This is a genomic window from Nocardia sp. NPDC004573 (assembly GCF_053602135.1).
Window position 1 is genome coordinate 179,194 of record NZ_JBSGDA010000002.1, and the last position, 15,426, is coordinate 194,619.

At 67.7% G+C, this 15,426-nt stretch carries 14 protein-coding genes and 1 pseudogene; 7 read left to right on the forward strand and 8 right to left on the reverse strand.

The features are described 5' to 3' along the window. Window positions 1-14 precede the first annotated feature (14 nt). The 3 genes from ACWEKR_RS04220 (at window position 15) to ACWEKR_RS04230 (ending at window position 3,330) form a co-directional block, all read left to right on the forward strand. Window positions 15-860, forward strand: a complete 846-nt coding sequence (locus ACWEKR_RS04220; protein WP_452353225.1) for a helix-turn-helix transcriptional regulator — start codon at window positions 15-17, stop codon at window positions 858-860. A 76-nt stretch (window positions 861-936) separates the two neighbouring features. Further along, window positions 937-1,701 carry a glucose 1-dehydrogenase gene (locus tag ACWEKR_RS04225; RefSeq protein ID WP_452353226.1) on the forward strand — a complete coding sequence of 255 codons (765 nt, stop codon included), beginning with the start codon at window positions 937-939 and terminating at the stop codon, window positions 1,699-1,701. A gap of 417 nt (window positions 1,702-2,118) precedes the next feature. Further along, a complete protein-coding gene (locus ACWEKR_RS04230) occupies window positions 2,119-3,330 on the forward strand; it encodes an NAD(P)/FAD-dependent oxidoreductase (protein ID WP_452353439.1) in 1,212 nt (403 codons plus the stop codon). Between the two features lie 308 nt (window positions 3,331-3,638). Here ACWEKR_RS04230 and ACWEKR_RS04235 read toward each other — a convergent pair whose 3' ends face one another. Beyond that, the gene (locus ACWEKR_RS04235; protein ID WP_452353227.1) at window positions 3,639-4,229 is read right to left on the reverse strand and encodes a TetR/AcrR family transcriptional regulator; all 591 of its coding nucleotides are present in this window, start codon (window positions 4,227-4,229) and stop codon (window positions 3,639-3,641) included. Between the two features lie 64 nt (window positions 4,230-4,293). On the opposite strand from ACWEKR_RS04235, the gene ACWEKR_RS04240 reads away from it, so the two are divergent. After that, window positions 4,294-5,673 carry a flavin monoamine oxidase family protein gene (locus tag ACWEKR_RS04240; RefSeq protein WP_452353228.1) on the forward strand — a complete coding sequence of 460 codons (1,380 nt, stop codon included), beginning with the start codon at window positions 4,294-4,296 and terminating at the stop codon, window positions 5,671-5,673. Window positions 5,674-5,750: 77 nt separating this feature from the next. Here ACWEKR_RS04240 and ACWEKR_RS04245 read toward each other — a convergent pair whose 3' ends face one another. The 4 genes from ACWEKR_RS04245 to ACWEKR_RS04260 all read right to left on the reverse strand — a co-directional run bounded on the left by ACWEKR_RS04245 (window position 5,751) and on the right by ACWEKR_RS04260 (window position 10,465). After that, the gene (locus ACWEKR_RS04245) at window positions 5,751-5,972 is read right to left on the reverse strand and encodes a hypothetical protein (RefSeq protein ID WP_452353229.1); all 222 of its coding nucleotides are present in this window, start codon (window positions 5,970-5,972) and stop codon (window positions 5,751-5,753) included. Window positions 5,973-5,974: 2 nt separating this feature from the next. Next, window positions 5,975-6,100, reverse strand: a complete 126-nt coding sequence (locus ACWEKR_RS04250; protein ID WP_452353230.1) for a hypothetical protein — start codon at window positions 6,098-6,100, stop codon at window positions 5,975-5,977. A gap of 400 nt (window positions 6,101-6,500) precedes the next feature. Continuing rightward, window positions 6,501-8,207 (reverse strand): FAD-dependent oxidoreductase, encoded by a 1,707-nt coding sequence (locus tag ACWEKR_RS04255; RefSeq protein ID WP_452353231.1) that lies wholly within the window; start codon window positions 8,205-8,207, stop codon window positions 6,501-6,503. Between the two features lie 11 nt (window positions 8,208-8,218). Further along, entirely contained in the window at window positions 8,219-10,465 is a 2,247-nt protein-coding gene (locus tag ACWEKR_RS04260) for a molybdopterin-dependent oxidoreductase (RefSeq protein ID WP_452353232.1), read from the reverse strand. A gap of 38 nt (window positions 10,466-10,503) precedes the next feature. Here ACWEKR_RS04260 and ACWEKR_RS04265 point away from each other — a divergent pair, with 38 nt between their 5' ends. The 3 genes from ACWEKR_RS04265 (at window position 10,504) to ACWEKR_RS04275 (ending at window position 13,131) form a co-directional block, all read left to right on the forward strand. Continuing rightward, window positions 10,504-11,205: a TetR/AcrR family transcriptional regulator gene (locus ACWEKR_RS04265; protein WP_452353233.1), complete on the forward strand. Its 702-nt coding sequence runs from the start codon at window positions 10,504-10,506 to the stop codon at window positions 11,203-11,205. A gap of 341 nt (window positions 11,206-11,546) precedes the next feature. Beyond that, window positions 11,547-12,326 carry a hypothetical protein gene (locus ACWEKR_RS04270; RefSeq protein ID WP_452353234.1) on the forward strand — a complete coding sequence of 260 codons (780 nt, stop codon included), beginning with the start codon at window positions 11,547-11,549 and terminating at the stop codon, window positions 12,324-12,326. Between the two features lie 256 nt (window positions 12,327-12,582). Beyond that, window positions 12,583-13,131 carry a winged helix-turn-helix transcriptional regulator gene (locus ACWEKR_RS04275; protein WP_452353235.1) on the forward strand — a complete coding sequence of 183 codons (549 nt, stop codon included), beginning with the start codon at window positions 12,583-12,585 and terminating at the stop codon, window positions 13,129-13,131. A gap of 58 nt (window positions 13,132-13,189) precedes the next feature. On the opposite strand, the gene ACWEKR_RS04280 is transcribed toward ACWEKR_RS04275, so the two are convergent. The 3 genes and pseudogenes from ACWEKR_RS04280 to ACWEKR_RS04290 form a co-directional block, all read right to left on the reverse strand. Beyond that, the gene (locus ACWEKR_RS04280; protein ID WP_452353236.1) at window positions 13,190-13,606 is read right to left on the reverse strand and encodes a nuclear transport factor 2 family protein; all 417 of its coding nucleotides are present in this window, start codon (window positions 13,604-13,606) and stop codon (window positions 13,190-13,192) included. A 633-nt stretch (window positions 13,607-14,239) separates the two neighbouring features. Next, a pseudogene (locus tag ACWEKR_RS04285) lies at window positions 14,240-14,545 on the reverse strand (transposase); the annotation flags it as partial. A gap of 89 nt (window positions 14,546-14,634) precedes the next feature. Then, window positions 14,635-15,372 (reverse strand): AraC family transcriptional regulator, encoded by a 738-nt coding sequence (locus ACWEKR_RS04290; RefSeq protein ID WP_452353237.1) that lies wholly within the window; start codon window positions 15,370-15,372, stop codon window positions 14,635-14,637. Between the last annotated feature and the right edge of the window lie 54 nt (window positions 15,373-15,426).

Sequence of the window (15,426 nt, forward strand, 5' to 3'; positions counted from 1 at the left end):
TGTTACCGTGGCTTATGACCAGCGAATCCGTGCCGCGACGCCGTGAGTTGCTACGTGACTTCCTGCGCGCCAGGCGGGCGCGGCTGAGGCCGGAGGATGTCGGCATCCCGGCGACGGGCCGGCGGCGCACGCCTGGGTTGCGACGGGAAGAGGTCGCCGTGCTGGCCGGGGTCGGAGTGTCCTGGTACACCTGGTTGGAGCAGGGGCGCGACATCACCGTCTCCGACGAGGTGCTCGATGCGATCGCCCGGGTCCTGATGCTGAGTGAACCGGAACGGATCCATCTGTACCTGCTGGCAGGACTCAATCCGCCTCCTGTCGACTGCGCGCCGGGAACAGCCGTCACGCCGGAAGTGCGGCAGCTGATCGATGCTTGGGACGGTCGGCCTGCGGTGCTGCGCGACCGGTACTGGAATGTGCTCACCTTCAACGACACCGCGCGGGCGGTATTCGGCTACGGCGACGGCGAACACAATTGCCTGCTCACCTATTTCACGAACCCTCGCTATCGCGCGATGGACGAAGTATGGGCGGACAATGCCCCCGCTATCGTCGCCGCTTATCGGGCAAGTGCCGCTATTTGTCCTGGTGACACCGATTTCCGCAGGGTGGTGGACAGTCTCCGGTCGGTGAGCCCGGAATTCGCCGCACTCTGGGAGCGGCAGGAAGTCGGAGTGCCGGCGCAGGCGGTGAACGCGCTGCGTCATCCCGACCTCGGTGAATTGTTCTTCGACGCGACGACGCTGACGGTCGCAGACCATCCCGAATGGCAACTGGTGCTGTACAACCCGCGGCCGGGCACCGCCACCGCGGAGCGCCTGGAACGGTTGCATCGCTTGCGCGTCGCGTCGTCCGCCTGACGCCGCAGCGTGGTGGTGCCACACCCCCCATAAATGCGCACTGTTCGCTCCGGGGCAGCGTCGGCACGCTGGAGCCATGACGCACGACAGTTCCCGATACCACGGCAAGATCGCACTCGTCACCGGCGGCACCAGCGGCATGGGCCTGGCCACCGCGCACCGGCTCATCGCCGAAGGAGCGCGGGTGATCGTCACCGGGCGCGACATGGCCCGGCTCGACGCGGCGGTCGACGAACTCGGGGATCAGGCACTCGGAATTGCCGGTGACGCAGCCGATCTCACCGATCTCGAAACTGTGGCCAGCACTGTCCGCGCCCGGTTCGGCCGGCTGGACGTGGTGTTCGCGAACGCCGGCATCGGCGCGTTCCAGACCCTCGATGCGGTCACCGAAAGTGAGTTCTACCGCGTCCTCGACATCAATCTCAAGGCCGCGTTCTTCACCATCCAGAAGACGCTGCCCCTCCTGCCGGACGGGGCGGCGATCGTCATCAACGCATCCTTCGCCGCGTACCGCGGCGCGCCCGCCGCGGCCCTCTACACCGCGAGCAAAGCCGCGGTGCAGAGTCTGGCCCGAACCTTCGCCGCCGATCTGACGGCCCGGCGCATCCGCGTCAACTCGGTGAGCCCGGGGTACATCGACACCCCGGCCTTCCAAGCCGAAGCATCCGCCGAGGTCAAGTCCGCGATCGCCACCACGGTCGCCGTCGGCCGGGTCGGAACTCCGGAGGACGTCGCGGCGGCGGTCGCCTTCCTCGCGTCGGACGAAGCGTCCTACATCAACGGGCAGGACATCCTCGTCGACGGCGGACTGATCTCGGTCATCCCGGCAGCGATGCTGTAGCCGACTCGACCCCACACTCGCTGCCCGATCCCGGCCGGAGCACACCGTCTCCGTCCGGGAGCCCGGTTTCCCGGCCGGCTGGTCGGTAGCGTGCACGCCTGGTCGGGCCAGGTATGGCCGGGCAAATCTCTAGACCGGCCGGCACTTCGGTTCCCCGGTCATCGGCGGATGTGGCCTGCGGTGACCCGAGCGGCATTGCCGGTCGTTTTCCGCCCTCGCCGCCGCTGAACCCTGTGCAGGGCGCAGATCGGCGACAGGCCGGAGCGGAACGGCGGACGGCCCGGCAACCGGTGCCGGGCCGTCGCGCTGCCTGCGCGGCGATTTCGTGCGGTGTGGGCCCGGGCACTGAAAGCGTCCTGACCAGCATCAAGAATCGCGCGGCCGCGGTCGTAGAATGACGAGGTGCGGCGCCTTGCAGTGACCGATGCCTCGCGTGTCGTGGTTCTCGGGTCCGGGTTCGCGGGTCTGTGGGCGGCGCTCGCGGCTGCCCGGCGGCTCGACGAACTCGGAGTGGCGGTCGGAACCGTGGATATCACGACGATCAGCGCCACGCCTTATCACGACATTCGCGTGCGCGACTACGAAGCCGATCTGAGCACATCCCGTATCCCGCTGAGCGCCCTTCTCGATCCGGTCGGAGTCGAGCACATCGTCGGCGAAGTGACCACGATCGATGCCGCGGCGCGGGTAGTGGAATCCACTGCGGGCGCGCACGGCTACGACCGGCTGGTGCTCGCGTTGGGCAGCCAGGTGGTCAAGCCCGATATCCCCGGCCTGCGAGAATTCGGTTTCGACATCGACACCTACGACGCGGCGACCCGACTGCAAGCCCACCTGCGCCGGCTCGCCGAGGGCCCCGCCGACCCGGCGGCCGCGACAGTAGTCGTCGTCGGGGCGGGTTTGACGGGGATCGAGGAGGCGACCGAGCTGCCCGCGTTGCTCGCCGAGACCTTCGCCGCGCGTGCCGTCGCACCGCGGGTCGTCCTGATCGACCGTAACCCGTTCGTCGGCTCGGACATGGGCGCATCGGCGCGCCCGGTCATCGAGGCGGCGCTGGCCTACGCCGGGATCGAAACCAAGGTGGGCGTCGGGGTCGTCGCCGTCGACGGGCGCGGCGTGACGCTCTCCTCGGGTGAAGTGGTGCCCGCCGCTACTGTCGTCTGGTGTGCCGGTATGCGGGCCAATCCGATAACCGCGGATTTCGGGGTCGACCGTGACCGGCTGGGCCGACTCCCCGTCGACGATTATCTGCGGGTCCGCGGTGTTCCCGGGGTGTTCGCCGCCGGTGACGTCGCTGTCGCGAAAATGGACGACGAGCACATGTCGGTGATGTCCTGCCAGCACAGCCGCCCGATGGGACGATACGCGGGATACAACGTCATCGGCGATCTTCTGGGCGAGCCGATGAAGCCGCTGCGGATCCCTTGGTATGTCACGGTTCTCGATCTCGGACCGGCAGGAGCGGTCTATACCGAGGGCTGGGACCGCCACGTGGTCGCGTCCGGCGAGCAGGCCAAAGTCACCAAGCGCGCCATCAACACCCGGCGTATCTATCCTCCGTCGAACCGTGACCGCGACGCATTGCTGGCCGCCGCCGCACCCGAATTGCAGGCCGCGCCCGGGCGCTAGTCCGCCCACGCGCTCCGCGACGGAGGTTCTCGCACCTGTCGGTCAGTGCCTGGCTGCCGCGGATGGGACCGCGGGTCGGCGCTGTGCGATATCGCGGCGGCAGTGGCGCGTTCGTCGGCACCCTGGTCGATCGCGATGATGAGCGATCGGAACCCGTAGCACGCCAGCCTGCCGACGGTGTCGGCGTGCGACGCGGCGGCGGTGTGCGGCTGAGGATTGTCGTCGACGTTTCGTTACGCCGTCTGTGCAGCTCTGGAACGGCGAGATCAGCCGACGCCGTGGTGGCCGGAGCATCGCCATTCTTGTCGTCAGTTGACGGCGAGCCCGCTCAGTAGCGCCCGTGCGAGGGCGGCGGCCTCGGCGCGGCCTTTCTCGGTGTCGTCGGATTCGGCGATGGTCAGTGACATCTCGGTCAAGGCGCCGTAGAAGGCGCTGGCGAGGAGTGCCGGTGGATGGGGCTGGATCAGGCCGGCGTCCAGCAGGTCGCGGGCAGCCTCGAGTACCAGGCTGCTGAGGTGGCGCTGGTCCACTTCTCGCCAGCGGCGCCAGCCCAGCGCGATCGGGCCTTGGAGCAGCACGATGTGGCGGTAATCGGGCTCCGCGCAGATGTCGAGGAAAGCCCCGAGGCTGCGGTCGACGCGTTCGAAGGGGTCTGTCGCGGAGTCGATGGCAGCTCTGATGCGTTGCGCCGCACGGTCTTCCAGCTCGTCGACGACGGCTTCGAACAGTCCTTTCTTGCCGTCGAAGTGGTGGTACAGCGCGCCTCGGGTCAACCCCGCGGCGCGCACCAGCTCCTCGGCGGACAGGTCGGCGTATTCCCGCTCGGCGAACAGCCGGGCCGCGGTCTCGAGCAGCGTCCGGCGGGTGTTCTCGATGTGCCTGTCACGCAGCGACTCCATACTGTATGTTTATCACATACATGATGTATGCTAGATGCATAGCGTACGAACCCGAAGGATCGAGATGGGCAGAACAGTGGATGTCGTCACCGTCGGTGCGGGCATAGCGGGCCTTGTCGCCGCCCGCGACCTGATGCGCACCGGCCATGAGGTCCTGGTGCTCGAAGCGCGTGACCGGGTGGGTGGGCGTCTGCTCAACGCCGAGTTGCCCGGTGGTGAGCTCATCGAGGTCGGCGGGCAGTGGGTCGGTCCGACACAGCATGCGGCGATGGCGTTGATCAATGAACTCGGCTTGCAGACTCATCCGACCCATACCGCCGGCCGCCACATCGCCGAACTCGGCGGATCTCGTTCGGAGTACGCCGGCCGGATTCCCCGGATGAACCCGCTGGCCTTGGCCGACATCGCCCAGGCGCAATGGCGGTTGGACCGCATCGGACGGCAGGTGTCGCGGACCGAGCCGTGGCGGGCGGATCGTGCCGAAGCGCTGGACTCGCAAACCTTCGACACCTGGCTGCGCCGCGCCACCCACACCGCGCAAGGGCGGGCGTTCTTCCGGGTGGTCACCGAGGCGGTGTTCTCCACCGGACCCGAGGACATGTCTGCGCTGTGGGCGAGCTTCTACCTCGGTGCGGGTGGCGGGCTCGACTCCATGATCGGTGTAGCGGGCGGAGCCCAGCAGGATCGGGTAGTCGGTGGCACCCAGGCGATCGCGCTGGCTCTGGCGGAGCAGCTCGGCGATCGGGTGGTTCTCAACAGTCCCGTAACGGAGGTGGACTGGGACGATGCCGGTGTCCGTGTCCGAAGCGGCGGGACCGTCGTGCGGGCGCGTCGCGCGGTGATCGCGGTGCCGCCGCCACTGGCCGCGCGTATCCGCTTCACCCCCGGCCTGCCCGGCGACCGCGATCAGCTCGTCCAGCGGATGCCGATGGGCCGGGTCATCAAGATCAACGTCGTCTACGACGAACCGTTCTGGCGAGCAGACGGGTGGAGCGGTCAGGCCAACAGCGACCATCGACCGCTGGGGACGGTGTTCGACAACACCCCACCCGCAGGATCACCCGGCGTGCTCGTCGGTTTCCTGGAAGGCCGCCACGCCGACGTCGGCTCACGATTGGACCTGGCCGACCGGCGCGCTCAGGTGATCGACGACCTCGTGAGCTACTTCGGTCCGCGCGCCCGTACAACGATCGACTACATCGAAAAAGATTGGGCCGAAGAGGAATACAGCCGCGGCTGTTACGGTGCGTTCACCACACCGGGCACCCTCACCCGATTCGGGCACGCTCTGCGCCCCGCGATCGGCTCGCTGCACTGGGCGGGCACCGAAACCGCCACCCGTTGGGCGGGTTACATCGACGGCGCCGCCGAATCCGGTCACCGCGTCGCCGGGGAGATCGGACTCGCCTTGGTTCCGGCCGCGTCGACGAGCGATTCGGCATGACCGGGTGGCAAGCCGTCTCGCCATATCGTGGATCGGGCGCCCCGTCCGTAGAAGCTACGGAAATCAACGGCCTACCCTTACAGTTCGCTGCGAGTCACGAATCTGGCCACGCCCGCTCCGGCGGCCACATGCATATGAAGATGCCTGTTGTGTTGCTCGTCGCCGAGAGTCGTCAGGACCTGGCAACCGCCATGCTCATGCACGACCTGCTGAGCAACGGCCTGGACAACCTCCAACAGGCGCGCCCCCAAAATTGGATCCAGTTCCAGCAGGGATCGAACGTGCTTCTTCGGCACCACGATCACATGTTCGGCTCCGAAGCCGGGATCGGTGGCCGAAAGGCCAGAACCTGGTCCGTCTCAACCACGATATCCACCTCGGCCAGCTGGGGAATCACTTCATCGCAATACCAATCGGGCTCCCGCACCGCAACGACTCTACGGTTGCATCGGCCGAACTCGGTCGCCGACCATCTGCCGATGGGTGGTGCTTGCCGAGCCCGGACGGGCGCCGAGTCGTCCAGCCACGACAGCAAATCCACCCACGAATGGCTCGAGGGTCACCCCCGGATCAAACATGCCTTCATCCCAGTCGGGCATGCGGGCTCAACCTGCAAGAGCCGTGGTGGCGGATCTTCCGGCGAGAAGCCCTCGCAGGCTGGATCTTCGCCAACCACACCGAGATCGACCAGGCCACCCGCCAAGCCACCGCCGCCCTCAATGCCCGCGCACGACCATGGGTCTGGGAGCGACCAGCCCCGAGACCCAGGACCCTACGCCGCCGTTTTATCTACCACCTTTGAGGGAACGCGGCATTAGCACGAATAGTTAGAGGCGGAACCCGTCTGCGTCGATCGGCAGTGGAATCGTCGGCATCGAGTCCTCCCCATGCGCAACGGCGAGCAGGGCGGGGAACGAGGCAAGTTTGCGCCTCGGCCGTCCCTGAACCGCGCCGAGGTCGCGCTCGGTCCGATCGATCGCCCTCCACTCGTGCACACCGACGGCGGTGGGCTGGCGCTGCCGGACCAGTGCGTCGAGGTCCTGCGGGGTGGTTGCCGGGGTGGGTAGCAATCCTGCGGAATGGTCGGCGAGGAGTGCGGCGACAGTGTCCAGTGCGCATTTCTTGTTGGCGCCGATGCCTCCGGACGGGCCCCGCTTGATCCATCCCGCCGTGTAAACGCCGGGGATGGGTTCGCCGCTCGCGGCGAGGACTCGGCCCAAGTCGTTGGGCAGTACACCGCGGTCATGGTCGAAGGGCAGCCCGGACAGCGCAGCGCCGCGGTAGCCCACCGCCCGGAGTACCAGGCCCGCCTCGATGGTCTCTTCGATTCCGGTCGGGACAGCGCGGACGTCGCCGCCGGGGCCGTGTTCGAGCCGATTGCGAGTCACACGCAGTCCGGTGACTCGTTGATCGCCCAAGATCTCCAGCGGAGAACACAAGTAGCGCAGGACAATACGGCGCGACGCGCCGCGGTGGCATGTGGTGAGTTCCGCGGTGGCCTGCGCTTTGGCCAGCCCGATCGGATCCGATCGAAGTGCGGCGAGCTGGTCGGGATCCACCCTGGCCTCGTCGGACAAGGCGAGAACATCGGCGCCGTCGAGATCGGTCAGTGCGAGCAGCTCGGGAGTGGTGTACGCGGCCTGCGCGGGGCCGCGCCGGCCGAGCACCACGACTTCCTCGATCGTGCCTGCGGCCAGGGCGGCCACCGCGTGGTCGGCCATATCGGTGGCGGCGAGCTCCGCGGGATCGGCGACCAGGAGGCGGGCGATGTCGAGGGCGACGTTGCCGTTGCCGACGACGACCGCACGGCGACAGGAGAGATCGAACGTGCGGTCGATGAAGTCCGGGTGGCCGTTGTACCAGTTCACGAACTCGGTTGCCGACGCGCTGCCCGGCAGGTCCTCGCCGGGAATCCCCAGGCGGCGGTCACCGGAGGCCCCATAGGCATAGACGACGGCGTGGTGCGCTGCGGCCAGCTCGTCGTGGCTGATGTGGGTACCGACCTCGACGTTGAGGTGGAAGCGGAAGCGGCCATTGGCGGCGGCGCGCTCGAATATCTCGGTGACGGATTTGGTGGACGGGTGGTCGGGGGCCACCCCGCCTCGCACCAGACCCCACGGTGTGGGCAGCCGGTCGAACATCGTGACTGTCGCGCCCGGATGCTCGAGCAGCTCGAGTGCGGCATACGCGCCCGCGGGCCCGGAGCCCACCACCGCGACTCGAAGCTCCTCGATCTCGGCCCGCGCAGCGGGCGGCGAGGCGTCGGGGATGCCGGGCGGCAGCGGGTTTCGCTGGTAATAAGCCTCCGCCAGGTCCAAGAACCGGCCTGCGGCGGGCGCGGTGTCGCGGGTGATCGCCCCGACCGGGCACTCGGCGACGCAGGCGCCGCAGTCGATGCAGCCGGCGGGGTCGATGTAGAGGGCTTCGGCGGAGGCGAAGCCCGGTTCGTCGGGGGTGGGATGGATGCAGCCGACCGGGCACACCGGCACGCAGGAGGCGTCGTTGCAGCACGGCTGGGTGATGACGTGGGGCATGGCGTTCCTTGCTAGCGGGAGTCGGGGAGCGGTTCCACGGTGACCGGGATTCCGTTGAGGGCGGCGTTTCCGCTGACGGTGTCCAGGAACAGCGGGTCGGTGACATCGTTGGCGCTCGCGCCCGCGACCCGGGAGGCCACGGACAGCCGGCTTTCCGCCGCCGCGTGCCCGTACCCGTGCGGCAGGCTGACCGTGCCCGCCATGATGTCGGTGGTCTGCCTGACGTCCACCCGCACGGCGCCGGTGCGCGAGCGCAGCACGGCGGGCCCGTCGGCCAGTCCGAGGCGGGCCGCGTCGGCAGGATGCATGAGCAGATGGTGTCGCTGCGGACCGGCGACGAGGCGGGCGTAGTTGTGCATCCAGGAATTGTTGGAGCGCAGGTGCCGTCGGCCGATCAACAGCAGCGACCCTGGATCCGCCGGAGCCGTACCCAGGTCGGAGCGCAGAGTGTCGAGGGCGTCCGCGATCTCCGGTGGCACGAGGTGTAGTCGGCGGTCAGGAGTGCGCAGGCGATGCTCGACGCCTGGCCGCAGCGGGCCCAGGTCGAGCCCGGCCGGGTGAGCGAGCAGTCGCCGCACGCTCAGTTTGTAGCGCCCTGTGCGCAGGAGCAGGTCCACCAGTCGGCGCGGCGGTGTCCGCAGCCGAATCTCGGTGGCCAGGGCGGGCCTACTGAGGCGACGGCGCAATACCTGCATCCGGCCGCCTCCGAGGTGGCGTTGGTAGGCCGAGCCGAGGTCGCGGAAGATCTCCCAGTCGTGCCGCGCGCCGCGCGGCTTGGGCAGCACCGCGGGCGAGTATTTCGCGGTATTGCGCACGGCGAAGGACCGGAAAACCAAGTCGTAGTGGTCTCGTTCCAGCGCGCTGGTCGGCGGCAGGATGACGTCGGCGTGGCGAGTGGTCTCGTTGAGGTAGAAGTCCACGGCCACCATGAAGTCGAGGCCGCCGAGGGCCGTGCCGAGTGCGGCTCCGGCAGGAGTGGACAGCACCGGGTTTCCCGCGATCGTCAACAGCGCCCGGACCTGCCCCTCGCCCGGCGTCGTGATCTCCTCGGCAAGGGCGGCGACCGGAAACTCCCCGGCGAAGGAAGGAAGCCCGCGCACACGGCTGCGGCGGCGACCGAAATGGCCCGGGCTCAGCAGCCGTGTCATGTCGATGGCCGGGTCGGTGAACAGCGTCCCGCCCTCGCGGCCCAGGTTGCCGGTGATGATATTGAGCACCTGGATGGCCCACTGGCACACCGTCCCGTGACGCTGGGTCGACACGCCGAACCTGCCGTAGCAGGCGGCGGGGCCCGCATCGGCGAAGGAGTGGGCGAGGCGGGTGATCGTGGCGGCGGGCACGCCGCTGAAACGGCCGGCGGCTTCCGGCGTGAACTCGGCGACCGCGTCTCGGAGCGCGTCCGCACGCGTGACGTATTCGGGCAGGCGCGGTGCCCGGTCTCGCAAGACGACGTGCACCATGGCCAACAGCACCGCGGCGTCCGTGCCGGGCCGGATGAACACGTGCTCATCGGCGTCCGCGGCTGTCTCCGTGCGGCGCGGGTCTATGACGGTGACCCGCCCGCCGCGCTCGCGGATCTCCCGCAGCCGCCGCGCCATATCCGGCGCGGTCATCAGGCTTCCGTTCGACGCACGCGGGTTGGCGCCGAACATGAGCAGGTGCTGTGTCCGGTCCAGATCCGGCTCCGGCAACAGGAACTGGTGGCCGTATAGCAGTGCCGAAACGACCTGGTGCGGCAACTGGTCGACCGAGGATGCCGAGAAGTGGTTGTGGGTTCGCAGCAATGAGGCGAACGCGGACCCGTGGGTCATCGCGCCGAGGCTGTGGACCGAGGGGTTGCCCAGGTAGACCGCCACCGCATTCGCGCCGTGCCGCCGACGGGCCTGAGCGAGTCCGCGGGCCGCCGCACTGATCGCCTCGGACCAGTCCACCTCCACCCATTCTCCGTCGATCTTGCGCAGCGGCCGCCGTAGCCGGTCCGGGTCGCTGTGCACGTCGGTCATCGCTACGGACTTGGGGCACACGTGGCCGCGGGATAGGGGGTCGTCGCGGTCGCCGCGCACACCGACGGCCCTCCCGCTCTCGATGGTGATCTGGATCCCGCAAATCGCCTCGCACAAGTTGCACGCGGCCTTCGCGGTGCTGCCGCCCCCGGAGCCGCGTATCGCCCGCCCCGCCTTGGTCAACGCATCGACGGCTGCCCCGGTCGCGCTCATGGTGTAGTCGCCTCCGCAAGAGATCCACTGGAACATGAACATGACGTCATGTTATTTTTTTCGTGTCTACCATGGATGCCGTGCCCGACGCCAGCCCCCTCCGCCGCGAACCGGTCCAGCAGCGCAGCCGCGAGCGCGTCCAGCGGATCTTGGACGCCGCCGTGGAGATCATCACGGCGGAGGGAACCGACGCGGCGACGGTCCGTTCCGTGGCGGAACGTGCTGGTGTCCCGGCCGCGACTGTGTACCAGTTCTTCACCAACCGCGACGCCATCTTCGAGCAGCTGCTCGCCCGCGAACTCACGCGCCTCGACAGCGAACTGGAGGAGTCCCTCGCCACCGCCCGGCCACATCCGGACATCGCGGCCGCCGTCGAGGCGTTCATCGCCTTTCACGGCCGCCACTACATGTCCCACCCGGACTTCGTCGCGCTCTACTACGCCTCCCGGCACAACGAGGCTCTCCGCGACGACATCAGAAAGCACCTCGGCAGGCTCACCGACCTGCTTCACCGCCACCTGCTTGCCACCGGCCTGCTCGCGCCCGGCACCAGCCGACGCGTCGTCGAAGTGGCCGTAGAGCTGGGTGACCACGTCTTCGAACTGGCCTACCAGCGCGGCGACGAGAGTGACGCGCTGACCGACGAGGGTCGGATCGCCATCACCCGCTACTTGCAGGTCTATGCGGCCGCCCGCCAGCACGACGAGCCGATCGGGCTCCGTGAGCAGGTGGTCCGTGCCGAGCCGATGGCTGTTTCACAGAGCGCGCAGGCGTCGTCGTAGCGGCGCGCATGCACCGTATGCGCGCCGACACTATTCTCCCTGCCCAGCGGCTGGAGTCGCGCGGCGCGTGGTCCATCGACCACGCGCCGCGCTCGGACGGCAAGCTATTCCCGGTCCGCGCCATGGGAGTGATGCGGTGTCCTCGTCGGCGGCTGCTCACCGACCGATGAGGACTACCCGGGAAACACGTCAGGCACGGTGCGATGAGTTTTCGGCTGACCGGGATCGTCGTCTACTCCGCCTAGTTTGCTCTCCTGACCAATCCTGGCGATATTCCGATATTGATCGACCGACCCGCGACTGTCATGCTCAGCCCCCGATCGGATCAGAGGAGGTCACGCGTGGGCACATGGGGCGTGGTATGCGCGTTCGACGAAGAGAAGTTCCGGACGGCTGTCATCCCGGCCCTGAGGTCGGGGCCTGACCACCCAATCGTCGCGGATGGCATTCGTCGCTGGCGAGCTCACTCCCTCGTGGCGCTCAGCGCGGAGACCCCGGGTGATTTCGAGGGACTGGCTACGGTGATGACCCATGTCGACGACTCGTTCTCTGTCTGCGATCTCGGACGTGACTTCCACGTCGTGAACGGGACGCTCGCCAAGGGGTTCAAGCCGGTTGGCGACGGATCGGATTATGACGGGTCGGTATGGGATTACGTTGATTTCGTCGACCTTGTGGAGTGGATCATCACCCGTGAGTCGCTGCGCGCCTACGCGTGGCTCGGCAGCTGGGGGTCGTATGTCTCGCGGGTCTTCAGTGAGTACCCGCGTCGAGAGCCCACACCTGCCACTGAACTCGACAAACTGCTCGAACGACTGGACTACGGCGCAGCTTACTTGATCGAAGGTGCCAGTGGAGAGGGTATCCACGGCTGGCTCGACGCCGCCGAAACCCGACGCTTGGCCTCCCTGATACCACCGAAACCCGAGGGCGATGTCAGCGAGCTCTCCACGACCGACAAACGCTGGATGCAGGCGCAATTATGGGCGGTCTTGGACTGGGCGATCGACCGCGATCTCGGCCTGCTGTGGGGACGTGACCTCGCGATCCTCTACGACAAACATCCTGAGGCAACATTCTTCGACGAAGGCGACACGATACCGAAAGAGCTATGGCCGTGACCGCCCGAAACGACTCTGAGCCCCTGGCGTCGGCTCCTGGCCGGACTGCGCTGAGCCGCCAATAGCGACGTTATCCGGGCGGCGAGTCATCAGTGGCCGGGCTTTCGTCCATGAAACCGGCAATCCGGAAACCGGCACAGCTGTTTGATCCCGGACAACAGAACCTGATCGTCCGGCGTCTTCGTCAGAATGAGGCGCCCCAGCCGCCCGAGTGACGTCACTTTTCGTCTGGATCGCTCACTGCTCTAGGCAGTCCGTGACGCTCGAATTCGTCTGGAACCAAAACCAGAATCCATCTGCGTGGCCACACTTTACGGCCTCGGTCGCTTTCACCACCTTCCGGCCGCTCCACGCGCAGCCGCGTGAACCTGCCGCTATCTCGAAATCTCAGGAGACACCACGGCTCTCGCGCTCGAAGGGAAGGTCGCCCTCATTACCAGAGGAGCCTCCGACGTCGGTCTGGGGCATTGCCCAGGAATTCACCGACGAGGGCGCGACGGTGGTCATCACCGACCTCGATCGTCGTACGCTCGATGCGGTGACGAAGATCGGCGGCGGTTGTGATTTCAGCGAGCTGCGCATCGCGGTCGAGGGCATCAGCCACAAGATGCTCACCCAGAATCTGCGCATGCTCGAACGCAATGGTCTGGTCAAACGCTGTGTGCATCCGACGGTGCCCCCGCGCGTGGAGTACACCCTGACCGACTCGGGGCAGGCCCTGCGTGTGACCATCGGCGGAATGTGCGAGTGGACCCAGCGCTACCTGGGTGAAATCGAAGCTTCCCGACGGCGTTTCGGCACCTGAGCGCAGCGCGTTCGCGGGATTGTGGGCGGCCCCCGGCACGACGGGGGCCGCCGGAGTGTCACGACAGGGCCGCGACCATGGCGCCGGTGTCGGCGACCGTCTCGAACGAGATCGGCGCACCGTCGGCGAAGCACCAGTGGTGGGTGAACCTGGCGCGCATCGCCCGGCCGGTGGTGCGCGAGACCGCGGTGTAGTGGCCCGTCGCGAACACTCGGTCGGCGACGCCGACGACTTCGTCCGGCAGTACCCGCAATTGGTCCCAGACCACGGTCATTCGGGTGAAGATGTCGGCCACACCGGAGTGCCCCACAGAGATTCCCCCGTAGGGCAGGCCGGGCGGCACGGTCCAGACGATGGAAGGGCTGAACGCGGCGACGAGGGCATCGACGCGGCCCTCGGCCAACAGGGCGTACAACCTGGATGTCAATGCGCTCTCCGGTGTCCCCGGCTTGGTGGATGCGGTGGTGTCGGTCATGAATCATGTCCTCCTGCTGAATGTTTGCGATTCCGACTATCAGCACTCGGGCTCGTCCCCGCATCGGCCGAACAGCCTACGGAATCGGGAGGTGGGGCCGATGGCACCTGGATGCCCGCCATCGAGTGCGAGATGGTCGGGAGGTTCGGTAGGTCGTTCGGCCGATGACGAAGGCGTGCGGGGATCGAGATCATCGAGCCGACGAGCAATCAGGAGGAACGTATGGGATTCGAATCCGCGGAACGGCCGCCGCGCATCGAGGAACCGCCGCTGCGGGTCGCGGAGGTGCTCGCGGCGCTGTCGCTCACCACGGATCTGGCCGCGGGCATGACCTTCGAGAAGGGTTTGCGCGCGTGCGCGGTGGCGACCAGGTTCGCGCAGGACCTGACCGGCAGTGATCCCATCCTGCGCCGCACCGTCTTCGAGACGGCGCTGTTGCGGTCGGTCGGATGCATCTCGTACGCGCCCGAACTGGCTGCGCTGTTCGGCGACGACGTGGCGGTGCAGGCCGCGCTCAAGACGCTCGACCCGGGAGACGAGGCGGTGCTCGCCGGACAGCTGGCCGGATTCGGCGCGTGGGCCGGAGCCGACGCGCCCAGGCAACCGCAATCGGCGGGCGGCGGCCGCGTCGAGACTCACCGGCACCGCACCAATATCGGTCAGCACCGTCTGGGACGTCCAGCCGTTGCGGTTGTTGCCGAACCGCGGTGGGCCGAATCGCCGTTCTCATACCCCCAGATGCTCGGTCAATTCCGCGTCCAGTGCCCGGTTGAGCACTCTCTGGGTCAGCTGCCTCAGCAGCCCGTCCGGTCCCAGTAGCTGCGCGGAATCGGCATCGGCTCGATCCAGCAGCTGCTCGGCCAGAGCATCCACATCCGGCGTGCGCGGGTCGTTGGTTTCGTGCGCCAACGTTGCGGTCCTTCCTGGGCAGCAAGGCATTTCGCCATGCCACCTTGCCAGACCACGAGATCAACTCAGACAAGATCTCGTACACGCCCGACCAGGTGGTGCTTCCGGGGGCGACAGGGTCAAGGGTGAGGGTGAGCGCCGGGGGTGTGGCCGAATGTTTTGCGGAAGGTGTCGATGAAGGCGCTGGCCGAGGCCCAGCCGCAGCGGTGGGCGACGGTCGTGACGGGAGTTTTGTCGGCGAGCAGGATCAGTGCGTGGTGTAGGCGTAGTTGGGTGCGCCATTGGGGGAAGGTCAGGCCGAGGTCGGTGCGGAACAGTCGGGACAGGGTGCGGTCGCTGGCGCCGACGTCGCGGCCGAGTTCGGTCAGGGTGCGGGTGTCGCCGGGGTTGTCGAGCAGCATGCCGCACACCGCACGCAGCAGTGGTGTGGTGGGGGTGGGCAGGTGCAGGGGTTGTTGGGGTGAGGCGCGCAGCTGGTCGAGCAGGACCGCGCGCAGCCGGGTGCGTTCGGGGCTGTCGCCGGTGTCGCGGGTGTAGGCGATGATCAGTTCCCGCAGTAGCGGTTCGACTCTCAGCACGGTGGGGGAGGTCAGGCCGAGGGGGGTGTCGGTGGTGGGCAGGCCGAGCATGTGCAGGTGCAGTTCGCCGTAGGCGCGGTGGGCGTGGACGGTGCCGGCGGGGACCCAGATGGCGTGTGTGCTGGGTGCGACCCAGGTTCCGGCGCTGGTAGTGATCGAGAGAACGCCGTGGCCTGCGTAGATGATCTGGTGGTCGTCGTGGCGGTGGGCATCGATCTCCTCGCCGGGGGCGAGGAGTTGGGCGCGAGTCGGCGCGACGGGTTGATGGCGGATTTCCATTACAGGCTGTCAGTTTATCGGAAGCGCGACAGCGCTCGGCTGGTGAGCATGGAG

Coding starts and splice junctions, on each gene's coding strand:
- ACWEKR_RS04220 (WP_452353225.1), top strand. CDS start 15: ATGACCAGCGAATCCGTGCCGCGACGCCGTGAGTTGCTACGTGACTTC.
- ACWEKR_RS04225 (WP_452353226.1), top strand. CDS start 937: ATGACGCACGACAGTTCCCGATACCACGGCAAGATCGCACTCGTCACC.
- ACWEKR_RS04235 (WP_452353227.1), bottom strand. CDS start 4,229: ATGGAGTCGCTGCGTGACAGGCACATCGAGAACACCCGCCGGACGCTG.
- ACWEKR_RS04240 (WP_452353228.1), top strand. CDS start 4,294: ATGGGCAGAACAGTGGATGTCGTCACCGTCGGTGCGGGCATAGCGGGC.
- ACWEKR_RS04255 (WP_452353231.1), bottom strand. CDS start 8,207: ATGCCCCACGTCATCACCCAGCCGTGCTGCAACGACGCCTCCTGCGTG.
- ACWEKR_RS04260 (WP_452353232.1), bottom strand. CDS start 10,465: ATGTTCATGTTCCAGTGGATCTCTTGCGGAGGCGACTACACCATGAGC.
- ACWEKR_RS04280 (WP_452353236.1), bottom strand. CDS start 13,606: ATGACCGACACCACCGCATCCACCAAGCCGGGGACACCGGAGAGCGCA.
- ACWEKR_RS04290 (WP_452353237.1), bottom strand. CDS start 15,372: ATGGAAATCCGCCATCAACCCGTCGCGCCGACTCGCGCCCAACTCCTC.